This window comes from Roseinatronobacter alkalisoli (genome assembly GCF_028745735.1).
Lineage (GTDB): Bacteria > Pseudomonadota > Alphaproteobacteria > Rhodobacterales > Rhodobacteraceae > Roseinatronobacter > Roseinatronobacter alkalisoli.
The window spans coordinates 122590-140557 of sequence record NZ_JAQZSM010000004.1 but is presented as its reverse complement, the minus strand read 5'-3'; the positions used below and the strand labels follow the sequence as shown (position 1 = coordinate 140557).

The window sequence follows — 17968 nt, the reverse complement described above, 5'->3', positions numbered from 1 at the left end:
GATCAGTGACTCCAGAAATAAACAGTGGCGGGTTCGGGTTCCCAGACGCGCGCGGTGTCGATGCCCGGCAGGTTGACCAGCGCGCGATATTCCGACCCGAAGGCCACATACTGGTCGGTTTCGGCCATGACCGCAGGTTTGCACGCGATCGGGTCGCGGACCACGCCAAAACCGTCCTTCGTGCCCACAACGAATGTGAAGAACCCGTCAAGGTCCGTCAACGCGCCTTCCAGCGCTTGCCCCAGGGTTGCCCCCTGCTGCATTTTCCACGTCACATAGGCCGCGCCGACTTCGGTATCATTCTGGCTGTCGATCCGCACGCCGGCGCGTTTCAGGCTGCGGCGCAGATTGTTGTGGTTCGACAGCGACCCGTTATGCACAAGGCACTGGTCGGCCCCGGTCGAAAACGGGTGCGCGCCCTGCGTCGTCACAGCAGATTCCGTGGCCATGCGCGTATGCCCGATACCGTGACTGCCCGACATGGACGCGACATCAAACCGCGCCGCCACATCGCGCGGCAGGCCAACTTCCTTGTATATTTCAATATTTTGTCCATCGCTCATGATGCGCAGGCCGGGGCGCAGGGTGCCAAGTGCGTCGCGCGCCGCATCTGCCTGTTCCGCAGGCAGTGTCAGCACCGCATGCGTATCGGCCCGGCGCAATGACACCGCAGCGCCCAACGCCTGCCCCAGATCATCGGCCAAAGTGGCAAAATCCGCATCGGCATCATCTGACTGGACCGTCAGCTTGGCTTGCCCCGCCTGCCCCGACCCATAGATCGCTATTCCCGCACTGTCGGGGCCACGATCCGTCATTGTTACCAGCATATCTGTCAGCATCGCCCCAAGCTGTGGTTTCAGCGAAGGATCCTTCAGAAACAGCCCAACTATTCCGCACATCACCCATTTCCTTGCAAATTGCGCTTGAGCAGACGCTATCAAGCAGATGATCCGGAATCAACTGGTAAGAATATATTTTTCCTTTCAGTCATAAGCATGCTTAAATTTCACGCATTTCTTCGGTCTACACAACATGCGGCCACCATGGCACATGGCCCTGGACAACCGACGATTCGGACCAGAATTACCAAATTCCCGCAAATTGGTACTTTTCTTACAGCGATTCCCTGAAAAATATGCTCAGCGAAACAGCGCCTAAGGCAAATATATTGCACACCAGTAAAATATTTTTCTTTTTATGTTGATTTTACGGCCACGTTTTGGCCAACTGCTCAACAACAGCAGCCGCAAGAACACTGCGTATTGACCAAATAAGACCAATAAATACCAGTTGAACCACACAAGGGAGATCAGAATGACGACATCTTGGCGATTCTCGGCGCTTGCCAGCCGTCACCGCGCACTTGGGTCGGAACTGGAAGACTGGTCCGGCATGGGCACGGCATGGAGCTATGACAAGGATCAGGAACAGGAATATCTGGCCATCCGCACCAAGGCCGGGTTCATGGATGTTTCGGGCCTGAAGAAGGTGCATGTCGTGGGGCCACACGCCTTTCATGTCATCGACCGCGCCACCACACGCTATGCCGACAAGATCAAGCCGGGGCGCAGTTCCTATGCCACCATGCTGAATGACGACGGCAAGTTCATTGATGATTGCGTGATCTACCGCACTGGTCCCAACGCCTACATGGTCGTGCATGGGTCCGGTCAGGGGCATGAACAACTGACCATGGCCGCGACGGGGCGCGATGTGGACATCCGCTTTGACGACAATCTGCATGACATCTCGCTACAGGGACCGCTGGCCGTGGATTTTCTGGACGCACAAGGCGTGCCGGGCATTCGTGACCTGCCCTATTTCGCCCATACCCAGACCATGCTGTGGGACAAGCCGGTGATGATTTCGCGCACCGGCTATACGGGTGAACGCGGCTATGAAATTTTCTGCCGTGCGCAGGATGCGGCGGAAATCTGGGATGCGCTGGTAGACAAAGGCGCGGCCATGGGCATTATCCCCACGCGCTTCACCACGCTGGATCTGTTGCGCGCCGAAAGCTATCTGCTGTTCTTTCCTTATGATAATTCAGAAAAACACCCATTCGCGGATGAAAAATGTGGTGACACCCTGTGGGAACTTGGCCTTGATTTCACTGTGTCCAAAGGCAAGACCGGCTTTCGCGGTGCGGAAGAACATTACCGCCTGAAGGGCAAGGAACGTTTCCGGATTTATGGTGTGAAACTGGACGGCACCGCCCCCGCCGACGAAGGCGCGCCCCTGCTGAAAGACGGCAAGCAGGTGGGTGTTGTCACCATCGGCATGTATTCGTCACTAAACAAGCATAATGTGGGCATTGCGCGCATGCCGGTGGATTGCGCGGTGGATGGCACGCCATTGGTCGTGCAGAACGCAGATGGCGAAATTCCCTGCGTGGCCCATTCCATGCCCTTCTATGACCCCGACAAGAAGCGCCGGACCGCCAAGGGCTGAGCGATGACAGGGCGCGGCAGCCATGGGCGCCGCGCCCGTTTCACGATTATTATCAGGAGTGATGACCCCAGATGAGCAGGTTCACCTTCCCCCCGTCCATCCATAGCCGCCCCGTTTACGGCACCCTGTCGCCGCGCAAGGGCAGCGGGCACCTGATGATCGCCGACGCCGAAGGGGCAGAGGCGCTGCTGGGTCTGGCGCGCGCCGATGCGGCCCTGATGGCCAGCGCGCATGTCATCTTCATTCCCCGCGACACGGGTAATCGGTATGTCACGCAGCTTCAGGCCGCAGCCCCGGCAGTGCTGCATATCGGGGCCAGTTATGATGCAAGCGTTCCGCGCATTCGCAGGGTGCTGGCCGACACCGTGATGGGTGCGCAAATCTATCTGGCGGGCACCGAAGGGCTGATCGGGCAGGCCATGAATGAAGCGCTGAACGCGGGCATCCCGTTGGCCGCCATCCAGACGGAACACCGCGGGTCCGTCGCGCGGCGGGTGCAATGCGTGCATTGCAAAGGCATCACCGAGGATGTGACGACCGACCCTTTCACCTGCAGCCATTGCGGGCTGAACCTGTTTGTGCGCGACCATTATTCCCGCAGGCTGGCCGCATTTCAGGGCGTGTGCATCGATGCCGAAGACCCCGGCAATGTTCCCCCACCGGTGGAGTTGTATTCATGAGTTCCGGCACGCAGAAAATTCCCGTGATCGTCACCGCAAGGGTGAAACTGAACGATCTTGTCACCCGGTTTGAATTCCGGCACGCGGACGGGCATGACCTGCCGCATTTTTCAGGCGGCGCGCATATCGTTGTCGAAATGCGGGACGGGGACAAAACCCGCCTGAACCCCTATTCCCTGATGTCCGACCCGATGGACCCGCACCACTATGCCATTTCGGTGCGGCGCGATGATCAGGGGCGCGGCGGCTCGGTCTTCATGCATGACAAGGTGCAGGTCGGTGACCGGATGGTAGTCAGCTATCCTGTGAACCTGTTTCCGCTGGACCTGACCGCGAAAAAACACCTGATGATCGCGGGCGGCATCGGCATCACGCCGTTCATGTCGCAAATCCGGCAGCTTGAACGCCTGCCCGCGCGGTTCGAATTGCATTATGCGGTGCGCAGTGCCGCGCTGGCCAGCTACGCCGATGACCTGCGCACGCGCCACCCGTTGCAGGTGCATGTCTATCATGATGATCAGGGGGAACGCATCGCGCTGGAAACCCTGCTCAGGGGGCAACCCCTTGGCACCCATATCTATGTCTGCGGCCCGCGTGGCATGATTGACTGGGTTCTGGGCACGGCAACGGAACTGGGTTGGCCCGCCACTGCGCTGCATTACGAGGAATTCCTGGCGCCACAATCCGGCACCCCGTTTGTGGTGGAACTCGCTGCATCAGGCAAGACCGTCACGGTCGGTGAACATGAAAGCCTGCTGGAAGCGATTGAACGCGCGGGGGTGGATGCACCCTATATGTGCCGGGGCGGGGCCTGCGGGCAGTGCGAAACCCGCGTCATCCGCCATGACGGTACGATTTTGCACAATGACCACTGGCTGGAAGAAGAAGAGCACGCCAGCGGTGAAAAGATCATGCCCTGTGTCAGCCGGTTTGACGGCAAGACACTGGTTCTGGACCGCTAACGGGGGAATGCAACCATGACCATTCAGTTCAATGACGAAACCTTCCGCGATGATTACACGTTCCGCAATTCGGACTGGGCGATCCGGCGCTTTCCGTTTCCGTTTCACGAAGACAGCTACATGTATTCTGTCAACATGGAACAGCATCGCGGCGGGCCTGCGGGGTCAGTGTTTGAAAAGCGCTTCGATGTGGATGAACATTATATATCCGAAATGCGCGACCGGGCGCTGGTGCTGGCCGAAGATCCGCTGCGCTGCCAGTCCCTGCCGCATATGAATCTGGCGGGCTGGGACTTGCTGGAACTGATCATGGTCAGCAAATCCGAAGATTACCCCGACCTGTTTGAACTGCACCGCAAGGGCGATAAATGGCGCTGGGTGAACAAGCCGCTGGGCATGGATGACACATTCACCTTCATGGATGACGCCAGCCTGCCCTATGGGCCAATGGAATACATCACCCGCCAGGCGCAGGGGGATTTCGCGGTGCTGGACCAGCGCGAAAACAACCTGTGGATGGATGCGGGCATGGTCACCACCCAGGCCGACTGGTCGCTGGATTTCGACATCGGCATGAATTTCTTTGAATGGCACGCGCCGGTGCCGCTGGCGCATGAAATGGGCGTGTTCAAACGCGCGCTGAAATTCCTGCTGAACATCCAGCAAGGCGGCCCGGCACGGCGGCTGAACTGGACGATGACAGTCAACCCGCTGCTCGATACCAGCCCCGAGAACTACCATAAATGGGGGGTGCAGAAAACGACACTGACGCCCGAGAATATCGGTCGCAAGCAGCATCTGCGGGTGGAATTGCAGACCTTCTACCGCCTGCCGCGTTCAAACGCGCTGGTATTCCCCATCCGCTGCTATCTGATCGCGCTGGATGATCTGGTCACCATGCCGAAATGGGGCCGCCGGTTGCACCGCGTTATCCGCGACCTGCCGGATGAGTTGGCCACCTATAAGGGCTTCATCAATAACCGCCCGCTGATTCTGGACTATCTGGCGCAATATGATGACGGCAAGCCCACCTCGCCCGGTATCTGGCCTGATCCGGACCGCGAGCCGCCGCTGGAAAAATAGGTCAGCCGTTTTGCGGATAGGCGATGATCGACAGATAGCGCGCGGGCAATTTTTCCAACCCTTCGGGGCCATGGGGCGCGTCTGCGTCGAAAAACAGCGTGTCACCGGGGCGCAAGTGGTACAGCTGGTCGCTGTGACGATACAGCAATTCCCCTTCCAGCATATAAATCGTTTCAATCCCGCCATGCTGAAATGTTGGAAAAATATCAGCGCTGGTGCTCAGCGTTATCAGATAGGGTTCGACCATAACCCCGCTGGCATTCACCCCGATATGCCCAAGCAGATTATACTGATGCCCTGCCCGCGTGCCCGCGCGTTCAATCTCCACCCCTTTGCCAGCTTTGGTATGCACGGCTTCGCGGTGTTCCTCAAAACGGCGGAAAAACGATGTCAGCGGCACGCTCAGCGCATTGGCCAGCGTCTGCAACGTGGTCAGCGACGGCGACGTGTTGCCGTTTTCAATCTTCGACAGCATGCCAATGGACAGACCCGTCGCTTGCGCCAGATCGGCAACTGTCATACCTTTCTGACGGCGAAACCCACGGACTTCACGCCCGATGGCAACTTCCAGAACCTTCTCGCGTTCTTCGCGCACCAGATGCGGATCTTGCGACAACCGGGATTTGGCGTCCTTTTGCGTAAGGTCTTGCTTGTCTTTGGGCATGACTTCTCCTTGACTGCGGGGCGGGGCCTTGCGCAAACGCCCCATATCGGGATCAGGACATAGCGGCATGTTTCATCAGAGTATATATTTTGCAAACGGAAATGAAAATATGCATCTGGGCTTCCTGATCTTTCCGGGGTTTCCGATGGCCTGCCTGACGTCATTGATTGAACCATTGCGCGCCGCGAATGAAATTGCGGGCCAGCCTGCGTTTCGTTGGACCTTGCTGTCAGAACAGGGAACAGCAGTCGAAAGCAGCGCACAGGTTGCATTCCATCCCGCTGCCAGCCTGTCGGAAACCGGGGCGCTTGATTACCTGATCCTGCTAAGCCCGCCCAATGCGCAATTTGACAATCCGCGACACGCCAACGCCGTGCTGCGCACATTGGAACGGCACGGCGCGGTTCTGGGCGCGGTCAGCGGGGGGGTGTTTCCGCTGGCGCGCGCAGGGCTTATGGCACAGCGCACCTGTTCGGTTCATTGGTGCTATGCCGCCGCATTCGCAGATGAATTCCCCGACCACGCGACCACAGATGATGTGATCATGACCGACGGGCGGCGGGTCACGGTGTCGGGCGCAGCGGCGGCGTTCGATTTGTCGCTGATGCTGATTGAAGCACGCCTCGGGCCGGAAATCATGACAGAAGTGGCGTGCTGGTTCCAGCACCAGCCGGGGCGGCGCGAAGGGACACGGCAGCGCATCCCCGCCCTGCGCGCCGCAGCCACAGCCGACATGATGCCCGAACCGGTTGCCAGCGCAGTGCGGATCATGTCGGAAAATCTGGAAGACCCGATCTGCATTGCCGATATCTGCGACCAGATTGATGTGTCGCCGCGCCATCTGGAACGGCTGTTCAAGAAACTGACGGATAAAAGCCCGCTGGCCTATTACCGCAATCTGCGTCTGGCGGCGGCGCGGCAACTGGTGATGTATTCCAACAGATCCATGCGTGAAATTGCGCTGGCTATCGGATATTCCTCTGCCAGCCCGTTTCGCCAGCGCTATCAGGAAACCTACGGCCTGCCCCCGGAAGAAGAACGCCGCAAGATCAATGTCTTCCGCGTGCAGGATAACCGGTCTGTCCCATCCGCCTGACGCGCATTCAGAATACCGACCGCGCCGCGGTGACAAGCGCATGATGCAGGCTTTGCGCCGATGATCGCGGGCCATAGACAGTGTATCCGCCGTCGCGGTGCAGCACGAAACAGCCCAGATGTTCGATCACGCTGCGCCGTGCGCTGCCAGTCGGCATGCGCGCCATGTCCAGATTGCACAGCCGTTCAAACAGTACGCCCAGCCCGTCGCCCTGCAGATCGAACCGGACCCAGCCCACGCTTTGGTCGGTAACGCTGGCCATATCCCCCAGTTCCGCCTTCAGGCGGGCGGACAGACCGGCCTGCGGGTCATCAGGGCCATCCACCATCCAGCAATGTTGCGCGGTCCAGAATGCGCCAAGGGTGGCGCCCTGAACGAATTGCGCAACATCAGGGGCAGGCACACCGAGGATCGCCGCCAATACCCTGGCACAGGCCGCTTCCTGCCCCAGACGCGCGGCGACGGATACCAACGCACTGTCGGGGTTCTCAGAAATCGTGACCGGGCCGATTGTGTCGGTCTGCGGGGCGCCGGATCCCAGCGCGGTCAGGGGGGTAAGGTCATGCACGAAGGCGTTCTCCCTCTGGGTCGATGAAATGGGGCGACACAACTGTCACTTCGGTATCATGTCCGGTCAGCGGCGACGCCGCGCGCAGCACATCGCCCAGCCGCGCATCCCCCGCTTTCAGAAAACCGATGGCGATATAGGAATTGAGCGTGGGCGAATAGCATGCCGATGTCACATAGCCCAGATCATTGGCCGCGCGCAGTTCCGCGCCCGTTTCCAGCAGATGCGCGCCTGCGATCACACGGTCTTGCGGGTTCCTGGGCATAAACCCGACGAGCCGCAGGCCCTTTTCGTCCTGTAACCCTTCGCGGCGTGACAGCACAGCGCCGATGCTGTCTTTCTTGTCGCTGACCATCCGCCCCATGCCAAGATTCAGCGCAGTTGTCTGGCCGTTCAGTTCATTGCCTGCGGCATGACCCTTTTCAATGCGCATGACGCCCAGTGCTTCAGTCCCATAGGGGGTGACACCAAATTCGTGGCCTGCCGCCATCAAGCGGCGTATCAGCGCATCGCCATAACGCGTGGGAACCGCAATCTCAAAAGCCAGCTCGCCCGAGAATGAAATGCGGAACAGCCGCGCAGGACACCCCCCGCAAACCGTGATTTCGCCGCAGGCCATGAAGGGAAACCCGTCATTCGACAAGTCGAATTCCGGGTCCACGATCTTTTGCAACAAGGCCCGTGAATTCGGCCCGGCGACAGCAAATTGCGCCCAGGCTTCGGTGGTGGAAATCAGTTGCACATCCATATCCGGCCACAGGCACTGGCGGGCAAATTCCATATGGCGAAACACTGCGACCGCATTGGCGGTCGTGGTGGTCACCACGAAATGATCATCAGCCAGCCGCGCAGCGGTGCCATCATCCATGGCGATACCATCCTCGCGCAGCATCAGGCCATAACGCACACGCCCCACGGCCAGCTTGGCAAAGCCGTTGCAATAGATGCGGTTCAGGAACGCGGCCGCGTCACGGCCCTGCACATCGATCTTGCCCAGCGTGGTCACATCGCACACACCAACGCTGCTGCGGGTGGCGCGCACTTCGCGGTCCACGGACTGGCGCCAGTCAGACTCCCCGGGCTGTGGAAACCATTGCGCGCGCAGCCACATGCCAACCTCGACAAATGTTGCGCCCTGCTCAACCGCCCATTTATGGCTGGGTGTCAGGCGGAAGGGGCGGAAATCACGCCCCACCGACCGGCCCGCCAGCGCACCCATGGCAACGGGCGTATAGGGCGGGCGGAACATGGTGGTGCCGGTCTGCGCAATGCTTTGGCCCGTCAATTCGGCCATCACCGCAAGCCCCCCCATATTCGCGGTCTTGCCCTGATCCGTGGCCATGCCCAAAGTGGTGTAGCGTTTCAGGTGCTCGACGGACCGGAACCCTTCCTGATGGGCGAGTGTGACATCCTTGACGGTGACATCATTCTGAAAGTCCAGCCATGCGCGCGCCTTGGTCCCGCCGACATGCCAGAACGGGGTGATGCGGGTTTTCCCGTCTTCGGCCATGGGCAGATCGGGCGCGTGGCCGGTCTTGCCCATGTCGGACAAGACCTGCATGGCGGCATCTGCCCCCGATGCCAGCGCGGCCTGCGTGCTGAACCGGCCTGCGGCAGCGCCCGCAACCTGCATGCCTTGCGGCAGGTCCGCCCCCGGCAGGAAGGCCGCGATTTCGTCATTCCACTGGGGCCGCCCGCGCTGGTGGCTGCTCAGCGCGACATTCGGGTTCCAGCCGCCCGACATGCCCAGCGCGCCGAGTTTCAGCTGATGTTCCCGCCCGTCCGCCTGCCGCACGGTGACGGATTTCAGACCCAGCCGCCCCGCGCTGTCGATGACCTGCGCACCGGCCATAACTTGTGCGCCGTCGCAGGCAGGCGCATCAGCGCGGGTGTCAATAATCGCGGCCACATCAAGCCCGCGCGCCAGCAGATCGCGGGCTGTGCGGTGGCCATCGTCGTTATTGGTGAAAACCGCCACGGTTTGCGCAGGCGTTACCGCCCAGCGGTTGACATAGGTGCGCAACGCGCCCGCCATCATGATACCGGGACGGTCGTTATTGGCGAATGCTATGGGGCGTTCAATCGCACCGGCGCACAGAACCGCAGCTTTGGAATAGATTCGCCATAGGATCTGGCGTGGTTTGCCCGGTGCGGGTTCGGGCAGATGATCGGCCACACGTTCGACCGCGCCATAAATGCCATGATCGAACGCGCCCAGAATGGTTGTGCGCGTCAGCAGCCGGATATTGGGCATGCTGGCCAGTTCTGCGACAATTGCCGCCGCCCAATCCGCGCCGGACTGTTCGCCCAGTGCATGGGTTTCGGCATTCAGCCGCCCGCCCATGCGAAAATCCTCATCCGCCAGAATGACACGCGCACCCGCGCGCCCCGCCGTCAGGGCCGCAGCCAGACCGGCAGGCCCTGCGCCGATGATCAGCAGGTCACAATGCAGGAACCCCTTGTCATAGCTGTCAGGGTCGGGTTCGGTTGTAATGGACCCCAGCCCCGCCGCGCGCCGGATGATCGGTTCATATAGTTTTTCCCAGAACGCCGCGGGCCACATGAAGGTCTTATAGTAAAATCCCGCTGTCAGAAAATTCGACAGCCGGTCATTGATGGCCAGCGCGTCGAATTTCAGGCTGGGCCAGGCATTTTGCGATACCGCTGTCAGCCCGTTGAACAATTCCGCTGTTGTGGCGCGGGTATTGGGTTCCTGCCGCCCACCATTGCGCAATTGCACAAGGGCATTGGGTTCTTCGCTGCCCGCAGTCAGTACGCCGCGCGGGCGGTGGTATTTGAACGACCGCCCCATCAGCCGCACACCATTTGCCAGCAGGGCAGATGCCAGCGTGTCACCCGGATGCCCGTCATATGGCACCCCGTCAAAGGTGAAGCGAAAGGTTTTTGCGCGGTCGATCTGCCCGCCGGTGGATAGCCTGTTCATGCGCTGCGCCCCTGTCTGCGTGCCACATCGCGCGCCAGTTCAACGGATATGATGTCATGGGTCAGTGTGTTGCGCGTCACAACCAGCCAGCTGCGGTCACCTTGTTCATGAAACCATAGTTCACGATGTTCGCCTGCCGGGTTTTCACGCAGATAGGCATAATCGAAAAACGCAGCCGCTGCGCCGTCTGCCATGCCATCGGGGCGTTCAATCAGGCGCGCATCGCCCAGATAGGTGAATTCCTGCGCGTCACAGGGGCCAAGCAGCGGGTGATTGATGATCATGCGCGCCCCCTTCGGCGGATGGCCCGAAGCTGGACCGGAGTAGTTGAGTATTTTGGGCAAGATGAAATCTGCATGGCGGCACTCAATGCAGGTTGGGCTGCGCGCCCATGCCTTTTTCGTCGATCATGCGGCCCTTCCGGAACCTGTCGAAACGATAGGCGGCGGCGGTCGGGTGCGGCGCGTCGGTGGCCAGCAGATGCGCGAAGCACCAGCCCGATGCGGGCGTGGCCTTGAAGCCCCCGTAGCACCAGCCGCCGTTGAAATAGAGGCCCTGAATATGCGTGCGGTCAATGATGGGCGATCCGTCCATGCTCATGTCCATGATGCCGCCCCACATACGCAGCAACCGCACCCGGCCAAGGCCGGGGAAAAGCGCCATGCCGCCTTCGGCCACATCTTCGATGACCGGCAGGTTGCCGCGCTGCGCATAGGAATTATAGCCGTCAATATCGCCGCCAAAGACCAGCCCGCCCTTGTCGGACTGGCTGCAATAAAAATGCCCCGCGCCGAATGTGATGACACCGGGCAGAACCGGTTTCAGCCCCTCGCTGACAAAAGCCTGCAATACATGCGATTCAATGGGCAGGCGCATGCCCGCATGGGCCATGATTCGCGAGGAATTGCCCGCCACCGCCACACCGACCTTACCCGCGCCGATGAAACCGCGCGATGTTTCCACGCCCAGACATGCGCCGTTTTCAATGCGGAACCCGGTGACTTCGCAATTCTGGATGATATCAACCCCGTGCGTGTCGGCCCCGCGCGCATAGCCCCAGGCCACCGCATCATGGCGCACAGTGCCACCGCGCCGCTGGGCCAGCCCCCCCTTGATGGGAAAGCGCGCATTGTCGAAATTCAGGAACGGGTATTCACGCCGCACCTGTTCAGCACTTAACAATTCCGCATCGGCGCCATGCAGGATCATGCCATTGCCGCGGCGGGTGAAGGCGTCGCGCTGCGCGTCTGTGTGGATAAGGTTCAGAATGCCGCGCTGGCTGACCATGGCGTTATAGTTCAGGTCCTGCTCCAGCCCTTCCCATAATTTCAGCGAGAATTCATAGAACGGTTCATTCCCGTCCAGCAGATAGTTGGAGCGGATGATTGTTGTATTGCGCCCGACATTGCCGCCGCCGATCCAGCCTTTTTCGATGACGGCAATATTATGCTGGCGGAATTTTCTGGCCAGATAATAGGCCGTTGCAAGGCCATGACCGCCCCCACCGACAATGACAATGTCATAATGCGGCTTCGGGGCCGGGTTGCGCCATGCGGGCGTCCAGCCCTTATGGCCGCTCAGGGCTTCTTTCAGCAGTCTGAAAGCGGAATAGCGCATGTGAAACACTCCTTGCCGCACCTTGATAGCGGATGGCGCGGGCGTTCATGTCGTGGAATCGGACAGAGGCGTTGTCAAATGCGACTCCGGCGGTGAAAAGCTGCTGAAGCCACGCCATGGCGGCGCGCGACCGAAAACGGGTTATCGCGCTGATCTGGCTTGCTTTTGATCTTGCGGTATCGCCGCGCATGCTGCGTTTTTCGGGTGCGGCGGGCACGCCTCGTTTCCGGCGCGGCGGGCAATGGCGCGGGGCCGGGTCGCAACCTTTGGCCTGTGAAAGGTCCATTCAGGGCACGGCTGCGCCTGATATGATTCGCTGACCAGTTTGCGCAACCGGGCAGTCAATTTTCCAACCAATACGACATATTGGTTCCGCCAAAAGTGCCAAATTATGCAAAATATTTCATATTTGCGAAATTTATTTTCCCAACAGTTAACTTTTTGCTTTGTGAATTGCAAAACATGCGGCACGCTTTGCTTACCCGAAGCAACTGGTCAGAACCAGATAAGAACCAGACAGGGCCACAAATGAAACTGGTTCCAGCGCGGGCGGATCCCGCTTTGCCTGGTGTCAGTTACCGGGCTGATACGCCCCTTCATGGAACATAACCGGGACAGGGAGCTTCCGATGTCACTTGACCTAGCCACCGTTCACGCTGATCAGATCAGCCTGAACTCTCTTGTTCAGAACCTCGTCTATGCATCCGGCACGGTCGGCGCGATCATGGTTGTCGTGGGCCTGCTGATGATCGATGCAGGCACCACGCGCAGCAAGAATTTGCTGACATCCACCATTGAAAAGCTGATGGGCTTCTTCATCGGCTTTACCGTGTATTTCGTGATCGGTTTCGCACTTTGGGCGGCGCAATACTATATTATCGAAGATGCGACGCTTGGCGATTCCATTGCGGATTGGTGGCTGGGGGGCGGCATGGTGAATGCCCGCGCGCATGAAATATCCCCTGATATCTTTCCGGGGTTGAATAACTTCCAGATATTCGTGTTCTTCCTTGCGTGTTTCGCGGGCATCATCAATGTGTTGCTGCATTTCGCCGTGGCGGAACGGATAAAAGCCGCTGCCTATTTCATTCTGTGCATTGCGGCCACTCTGGTATCATCCGCGCTAAGCTGGGCCACATGGGGGTCGGTCGGGCCGCTGACCAATCCCGGTTTTCATGACTTCTTTGGCGTGGGGTTTGTCTATCTGTTTCCTGCCGGCATGGCACTTGTGCTGGTGCCACGTCTGGGTGCGCGTCCGGGCATGTTTACCCCGCATCCGCTGGTGCAAAGCTATAATGCGCCCAGTATCGGGCTGGCCGCGACCGGGCTGGTGACCATATTTGCCGGTTTGCCGATGGTCATTCTGTCCTGCCTGTTTTTCTTTGACCCCGAAGCACTGGCCGTCAGCGTGACAATGGCGAATACCAGTGTGGGCATTGCGTTCAACAATTACGGGCTGGCATGGGCTGGCGGGGGCATTTCCGGGCTGCTGATCGCCTATAAGACACGAAACTATGCCTATACGCTGCTGGGGCCGCTGGCGGGCTATGTTGCCGGGGCATCGGGGTTTGATGTGTATCTGCCCTGGCAGATGTTCATTGTGTCGCTGGGTGCCCCGTTTGTCGCATGGGCCGTTTATGAATTCACGCTGAAACGCGGGATTGATGAACATAAGCTGTTTCCGCTGTTTCTGGGCGCGGGCAGCTATGGCCTGATCATGCTGGGCCTGTTCAAGGCAGGCACACCGCGCGGCGGGTATCTGGGTATCGAAGAAGGGGCCTATGCGTTCCAGCATGGTGAAATCGGGATCGTGATGCAATTGGTGGGTATCATTGCCTGTATCGCAGCCGGGGCGGTGACCGCGCTGGTTGTGGGCACAATCCTTGAAAAAACCATTGGCCTGCGCGTGCCCGAAGAAGATCAGGCAGCGGGGCTTGATAAACTGAACTGGGGAATTGAACATGACGGCGAGTCTGTCGTGTTGTCCCCCGCAGAATAGGTGAACACGCGCTGTCCCGTGCAATACCGGGGCAGCGCGCGATCCAAATGTACTGGCAATTTCCCATTTTCCCGCTTATGGAAGGCGCTGCAAATCGCGTCTGGCCGGACGGCATCATGTCCGGCGCGCGGCGCGCGTTAATACGCTGGACGTTGAACAAGATCGGGGATGCGGATGACCACCAGACTGGATGCAGACACCCTCTCCATGCATTCTGTCGGGGGAACTGTGCAGGTTGTCATCGACACCCTGTTTCAGAAAATCAAAAGCCGCGAATACCCCGTCGATACCCGCCTGCCCAGCGAGCGTTCACTGGCCGCCGAACTGGGTGTGTCGCGCAACACTGTGCGCGAAGCGCTGGATGTGCTGGAAACAAAGAAAATCATCCGCAGGCGCGCTGGCAGCGGCAGTTTTGTGACCTACCGCGCCAAGACCGCGACCGAAACCGGGACAAGCACTGTGGCTGAACGCACCAGTCCGCTGGATCATCTGGTCGTGCGTTCCATCATCGAGCCGGAAATGGTGCGCCTTGCCACGATCAACATGAGTCCGCGCGAAATAGAGGAACTGGACGATATCCTGACCCGGATCGAACAGGTCCGCAATGACGCGGATGAATTCACGCAATGCGAAGAAGATTTCTATCGCAAGATTGCCCGGGGCACGCGCAACCCGCTTCTGGACTCATGCTATGAACTGACGATTCAGGTCTGCCGCCAGAGTTTCCGGTCAGCCCTGATGCGCCGCCACCTGACCCCGGACCGCATTCAGGATTATCAAAGCCGCTACAATACATTGTTCAACGCCATCGCATCGCGCGATGTGGAAGCGGCGGTCGAATTTATCAAGCTGCATCTGATAGAAGAACAGAAACTGCTGCTGCACGACACCTGAACGGCCCTATGCCGCCGGATATGCCTGCCGTGGGGCCAGTGTCTGCAAGGCCAGCCCCCCTTCCTGCCGTTGCGCCCAAAGCTGCCCGAGTGTCGACATTTCGCTGTGCAACGCCGTTTCATGTTGGGCCAGCCAGTCCGGCACGGACCCGAACCCCACAATGCGGGCCTTGCCGTCCTGAATGGTGACAACCGGCCAGTCGCCGATCAGCGCATTGTCGATACCGAACAGGGATTTCCCCCACCATTTCGCCGGGCCAAAAGCGTGGTTAACCTTGTCCATCTGTTTCATGGCGGCCATCACGGATGCGGTCGCAAGTGTGCCGACCTTTTCCACGGCGGCAAGCCAAATATCCAGAATGGCCGCATATTCCCAGCTTACCGCACTCCAGCTATCCGGGAAGCGGCGGTTATATTCGGTGTAGAACGTGTTCGGCTGGTTGAAGAAAAACGCCTTCTCTGACAGCAGCGGGTCGTCGAAATCAGGGAACTGGAACACGGTTCCTTCCATGAACTCAACCGATGTACGCGCAACCAGTTGGTCATATTGGTCCATCGTGCAGGACAGGATCGTTCCCTTGAAGCCGTGCGCATGGGCGTATTCGGTCATGGCATGCACCATGGGCGTGTAACTGGTACACCAGCACAGGATATCAGGGTCTGAATCCAGCATGGGCTGCACAATGGCTGCAACATCGGTATCCTGCGCGTCATAGCGGATTTCGCGGCAGATCGTATGGCCCGCCGCCCTGAATGCAACGCGGTAGGTGGCAAGCGACGGCAGGCCGAATGCATCACTCTGGCTGCATAGCGCGACCCTGCGCAATTCCGGGCGGTTACGCGCAAGCCAGTCAACGCCGGTGACATTATAGACCGGGTGCGTTTCGGATGGCGCAATAAGATAGCGCGTATCCGGCGACAGGTCACTGGGCAGTAGCGTTGATGTCAACACCTTGTTCTGGCTTAGGAACCCCCGGACAGGGGTGAAACTGTCCCCGCCCAGCATCATCAGCAGGGCAACCTTTTCGGACAGCACAAGATGACGCGCGCCTTCAAAGGCCTGAACTGCATCTGTGCCGCAGTCGCGGGCGATGATGCGCACAGGATAGCGGTTTCCCTGTATCAGCACGCCCCCTGCCGCGTTCAGCCAGTCTTCCCATATGCGGCAGCCATTCAGCCCCGGCAGGCCCCAGGACATTGCAGGCCCGGACAACGGCACAAGCATGCCGATTCTGACCTCCTGCGCCATACCGACCCGATAGGTCGGCAGCAGACTGCGGATAGCCATTCCTTGTGCGAAGCTCGGTCCTGTCATGGCGATATGATATAGCATGAAAACTACCCGCCGCGACCTGAAGTTTCGGGATTTTGGGTAAAATATTTATCCCTGTGGTGAAATTTGGTTGACAGATTGGTTCTATCTGGCACAAATTTGGTTCAAACCAGACTTATAATTGGTTCCCCGCCAACATGGAGCATGTCATGACCACAAAACGTATTGCCATTATCGGTGCTGGCCCTTCGGGCCTTGCACAGCTGCGCGCCTTTCAGTCCGCAGCAGCGAAAGGCGAAAATATCCCCGAAATCACCTGCTTTGAGAAACAGGATAACTGGGGTGGGTTGTGGAATTACACCTGGCGCACGGGGCTGGATGAAAACGGCGAACCGGTCCATTGTTCGATGTATCGCTACCTGTGGTCCAACGGCCCGAAAGAAGGGTTGGAATTCGCGGATTATTCCTTTGAAGAACATTTCGGCAAACAGATCGCGTCCTACCCGCCGCGTGCGGTGCTGTTCGACTATATCGAAGGGCGCGTGAATAAAGCGGGCGTGCGCGACTGGGTGCGCTTCAACACCGCGGTACGCTGGGTCGCCTATGACGACGCCACCGGCCTGTTTACCGTGACGGTCCATGACCATTCCACCGATCACGTCTATTCCGAAACCTTCGATCATGTGATCGTCGCATCGGGGCATTTTTCAGTGCCGAATGTCCCACATTATCCGGGGTTTGAAACGTTCAACGGCCGGGTGTTGCATGCCCATGATTTCCGCGATGCACGCGAATTCGCGGATAAGGACATTCTGGTTATGGGCGCGTCCTATTCCGCCGAAGACATCGGGTCACAATGCTGGAAATATGGCGCGAAATCAATTACTTCCTGCTACCGATCCGCGCCGATGGGGTTTAACTGGCCCGAAAACTGGGAAGAAAAGCCCGCATTGGACCGCGTGGACGGCAACACAGCCTATTTCAAGGATGGCAGCACGAAACAGATAGATGCGATCATTCTGTGCACCGGCTACAAGCATTTCTTCAGCTTCCTGCCCGATGACCTGCGCCTGAAAACTGCCAACCGGCTGGCAACCGCGGATCTGTATAAAGGGGTGGTCTGGGTGCATAACCCCAAACTGTTCTACCTTGGCATGCAGGACCAGTGGTTCACCTTCAACATGTTCGACGCTCAGGCCTGGTGGGTGCGCGACGCCATCATGGGTAAAATCGCGATTCCCGCCGACAAACAGGCCCTTCTGGACGATGTGCGCAACCGCGAAACCCTTGAGGACGCAGGAGAGGACACCAAATATGCAATCCGCTATCAGGCGGATTACGTGAAGGAACTGGTGGCCGAAACCGACTACCCGTCCTTCGATATTGACGGGGCCTGTGATGCGTTCTTTGAATGGAAAAAGCACAAGGCCAAGGACATCATGGGCTTTCGCAACAACAGCTACAAATCCGTCATCACCGGCACAATGGCCCCTGTCCACCACACACCGTGGAAAGACGCGCTGGACGACAGCATGGAAGCCTATCTGCGTAGTTGAACGTCAGGAACTTTTCTTGGCCTGAAGGGGATACACAAAGGTGCGGAGCAAAGGCCGTAAGGCCGCCGCACCATCGGCGGGCCGTCCCGCGGCCTGCCGATACCGCCAGCGTCAATTCAAGCCTTTGATGCCGGAGTATGCCGCCTGCATAAACTGCATTCTTTGAACGCCGGACCGGCAGT

16 protein-coding genes are annotated in these 17968 nt (G+C 59.0%); 9 read left to right on the top strand and 7 right to left on the bottom strand.

From position 1 onward, the window contains the following. Window positions 1–2: 2 nt before the first annotated feature. Window positions 3–899: a class II glutamine amidotransferase gene (locus PUT78_RS06425; protein ID WP_274351412.1), complete on the bottom strand. Its 897-nt coding sequence runs from the start codon at window positions 897–899 to the stop codon at window positions 3–5. A gap of 415 nt (window positions 900–1314) precedes the next feature. Between PUT78_RS06425 and PUT78_RS06420 the strand changes: the two genes are divergently transcribed. The 4 genes from PUT78_RS06420 (at window position 1315) to PUT78_RS06405 (ending at window position 5176) form a co-directional block, all read left to right on the top strand. Continuing rightward, the gene (locus PUT78_RS06420) at window positions 1315–2451 is read left to right on the top strand and encodes an aminomethyl transferase family protein (protein WP_274351411.1); all 1137 of its coding nucleotides are present in this window, start codon (window positions 1315–1317) and stop codon (window positions 2449–2451) included. A 71-nt stretch (window positions 2452–2522) separates the two neighbouring features. Beyond that, a complete protein-coding gene (locus tag PUT78_RS06415) occupies window positions 2523–3131 on the top strand; it encodes a dimethylamine monooxygenase subunit DmmA family protein (protein WP_274351410.1) in 609 nt (202 codons plus the stop codon). Then, window positions 3128–4093, top strand: coding sequence for a PDR/VanB family oxidoreductase (locus PUT78_RS06410; RefSeq protein ID WP_274351409.1), 966 nt, complete (start codon window positions 3128–3130; stop codon window positions 4091–4093). Before PUT78_RS06415 ends, PUT78_RS06410 begins: the two co-directional genes overlap by 4 nt. A 15-nt stretch (window positions 4094–4108) precedes the next feature. Further along, the gene (locus tag PUT78_RS06405) at window positions 4109–5176 is read left to right on the top strand and encodes a heme-dependent oxidative N-demethylase family protein (RefSeq protein WP_274351408.1); all 1068 of its coding nucleotides are present in this window, start codon (window positions 4109–4111) and stop codon (window positions 5174–5176) included. 1 nt (window position 5177) lies between these two features. Here PUT78_RS06405 and PUT78_RS06400 read toward each other — a convergent pair whose 3' ends face one another. Next, a complete protein-coding gene (locus tag PUT78_RS06400) occupies window positions 5178–5840 on the bottom strand; it encodes a helix-turn-helix domain-containing protein (RefSeq protein WP_274351407.1) in 663 nt (220 codons plus the stop codon). Window positions 5841–5949: 109 nt separating this feature from the next. On the opposite strand from PUT78_RS06400, the gene PUT78_RS06395 reads away from it, so the two are divergent. Continuing rightward, window positions 5950–6936: a GlxA family transcriptional regulator gene (locus PUT78_RS06395; RefSeq protein WP_274351406.1), complete on the top strand. Its 987-nt coding sequence runs from the start codon at window positions 5950–5952 to the stop codon at window positions 6934–6936. 7 nt (window positions 6937–6943) lie between these two features. Here the strand turns inward: PUT78_RS06395 and PUT78_RS06390 are convergent, their stop codons facing one another. The 4 genes from PUT78_RS06390 to PUT78_RS06375 form a co-directional block, all read right to left on the bottom strand. Continuing rightward, window positions 6944–7504 (bottom strand): sarcosine oxidase subunit gamma, encoded by a 561-nt coding sequence (locus PUT78_RS06390; protein WP_274351405.1) that lies wholly within the window; start codon window positions 7502–7504, stop codon window positions 6944–6946. Next, on the bottom strand, window positions 7497–10448 hold the full coding sequence (locus tag PUT78_RS06385; RefSeq protein ID WP_274351404.1) for a sarcosine oxidase subunit alpha family protein: 2952 nt from the start codon (window positions 10446–10448) through the stop codon (window positions 7497–7499). Before PUT78_RS06385 ends, PUT78_RS06390 begins: the two co-directional genes overlap by 8 nt. Further along, window positions 10445–10732, bottom strand: a complete 288-nt coding sequence (locus PUT78_RS06380; protein WP_274351403.1) for a sarcosine oxidase subunit delta — start codon at window positions 10730–10732, stop codon at window positions 10445–10447. Before PUT78_RS06380 ends, PUT78_RS06385 begins: the two co-directional genes overlap by 4 nt. 82 nt (window positions 10733–10814) lie before the next feature. Then, complete coding sequence (locus PUT78_RS06375) at window positions 10815–12065, bottom strand: sarcosine oxidase subunit beta family protein (RefSeq protein ID WP_274351402.1); 1251 nt, start codon at window positions 12063–12065, stop codon at window positions 10815–10817. Between the two features lie 116 nt (window positions 12066–12181). Between PUT78_RS06375 and PUT78_RS06370 the strand changes: the two genes are divergently transcribed. From PUT78_RS06370 to PUT78_RS06360, 3 genes are all read left to right on the top strand, one after another. Continuing rightward, window positions 12182–12385 carry a hypothetical protein gene (locus tag PUT78_RS06370; protein WP_274351401.1) on the top strand — a complete coding sequence of 68 codons (204 nt, stop codon included), beginning with the start codon at window positions 12182–12184 and terminating at the stop codon, window positions 12383–12385. A gap of 308 nt (window positions 12386–12693) precedes the next feature. Continuing rightward, window positions 12694–14064 (top strand): ammonium transporter, encoded by a 1371-nt coding sequence (locus PUT78_RS06365; RefSeq protein WP_274351400.1) that lies wholly within the window; start codon window positions 12694–12696, stop codon window positions 14062–14064. Between the two features lie 174 nt (window positions 14065–14238). Continuing rightward, on the top strand, window positions 14239–14958 hold the full coding sequence (locus tag PUT78_RS06360; protein WP_274351399.1) for a FadR/GntR family transcriptional regulator: 720 nt from the start codon (window positions 14239–14241) through the stop codon (window positions 14956–14958). 6 nt (window positions 14959–14964) lie between these two features. On the opposite strand, the gene PUT78_RS06355 is transcribed toward PUT78_RS06360, so the two are convergent. Beyond that, the gene (locus tag PUT78_RS06355) at window positions 14965–16272 is read right to left on the bottom strand and encodes an ABC transporter substrate-binding protein (protein ID WP_274351563.1); all 1308 of its coding nucleotides are present in this window, start codon (window positions 16270–16272) and stop codon (window positions 14965–14967) included. Between the two features lie 167 nt (window positions 16273–16439). Here PUT78_RS06355 and PUT78_RS06350 point away from each other — a divergent pair, with 167 nt between their 5' ends. Beyond that, complete coding sequence (locus tag PUT78_RS06350; RefSeq protein ID WP_274351398.1) at window positions 16440–17786, top strand: NAD(P)-binding domain-containing protein; 1347 nt, start codon at window positions 16440–16442, stop codon at window positions 17784–17786. Window positions 17787–17968: the final 182 nt, after the last annotated feature.

Coding starts and splice junctions, on each gene's coding strand:
- PUT78_RS06425 (WP_274351412.1), bottom strand. CDS start 899: ATGTGCGGAATAGTTGGGCTGTTTCTGAAGGATCCTTCGCTGAAACCA.
- PUT78_RS06420 (WP_274351411.1), top strand. CDS start 1,315: ATGACGACATCTTGGCGATTCTCGGCGCTTGCCAGCCGTCACCGCGCA.
- PUT78_RS06415 (WP_274351410.1), top strand. CDS start 2,523: ATGAGCAGGTTCACCTTCCCCCCGTCCATCCATAGCCGCCCCGTTTAC.
- PUT78_RS06410 (WP_274351409.1), top strand. CDS start 3,128: ATGAGTTCCGGCACGCAGAAAATTCCCGTGATCGTCACCGCAAGGGTG.
- PUT78_RS06405 (WP_274351408.1), top strand. CDS start 4,109: ATGACCATTCAGTTCAATGACGAAACCTTCCGCGATGATTACACGTTC.
- PUT78_RS06400 (WP_274351407.1), bottom strand. CDS start 5,840: ATGCCCAAAGACAAGCAAGACCTTACGCAAAAGGACGCCAAATCCCGG.
- PUT78_RS06395 (WP_274351406.1), top strand. CDS start 5,950: ATGCATCTGGGCTTCCTGATCTTTCCGGGGTTTCCGATGGCCTGCCTG.
- PUT78_RS06385 (WP_274351404.1), bottom strand. CDS start 10,448: ATGAACAGGCTATCCACCGGCGGGCAGATCGACCGCGCAAAAACCTTT.
- PUT78_RS06380 (WP_274351403.1), bottom strand. CDS start 10,732: ATGATCATCAATCACCCGCTGCTTGGCCCCTGTGACGCGCAGGAATTC.
- PUT78_RS06375 (WP_274351402.1), bottom strand. CDS start 12,065: ATGCGCTATTCCGCTTTCAGACTGCTGAAAGAAGCCCTGAGCGGCCAT.
- PUT78_RS06370 (WP_274351401.1), top strand. CDS start 12,182: ATGGCGGCGCGCGACCGAAAACGGGTTATCGCGCTGATCTGGCTTGCT.
- PUT78_RS06365 (WP_274351400.1), top strand. CDS start 12,694: ATGTCACTTGACCTAGCCACCGTTCACGCTGATCAGATCAGCCTGAAC.
- PUT78_RS06360 (WP_274351399.1), top strand. CDS start 14,239: ATGACCACCAGACTGGATGCAGACACCCTCTCCATGCATTCTGTCGGG.
- PUT78_RS06355 (WP_274351563.1), bottom strand. CDS start 16,272: ATGACAGGACCGAGCTTCGCACAAGGAATGGCTATCCGCAGTCTGCTG.
- PUT78_RS06350 (WP_274351398.1), top strand. CDS start 16,440: ATGACCACAAAACGTATTGCCATTATCGGTGCTGGCCCTTCGGGCCTT.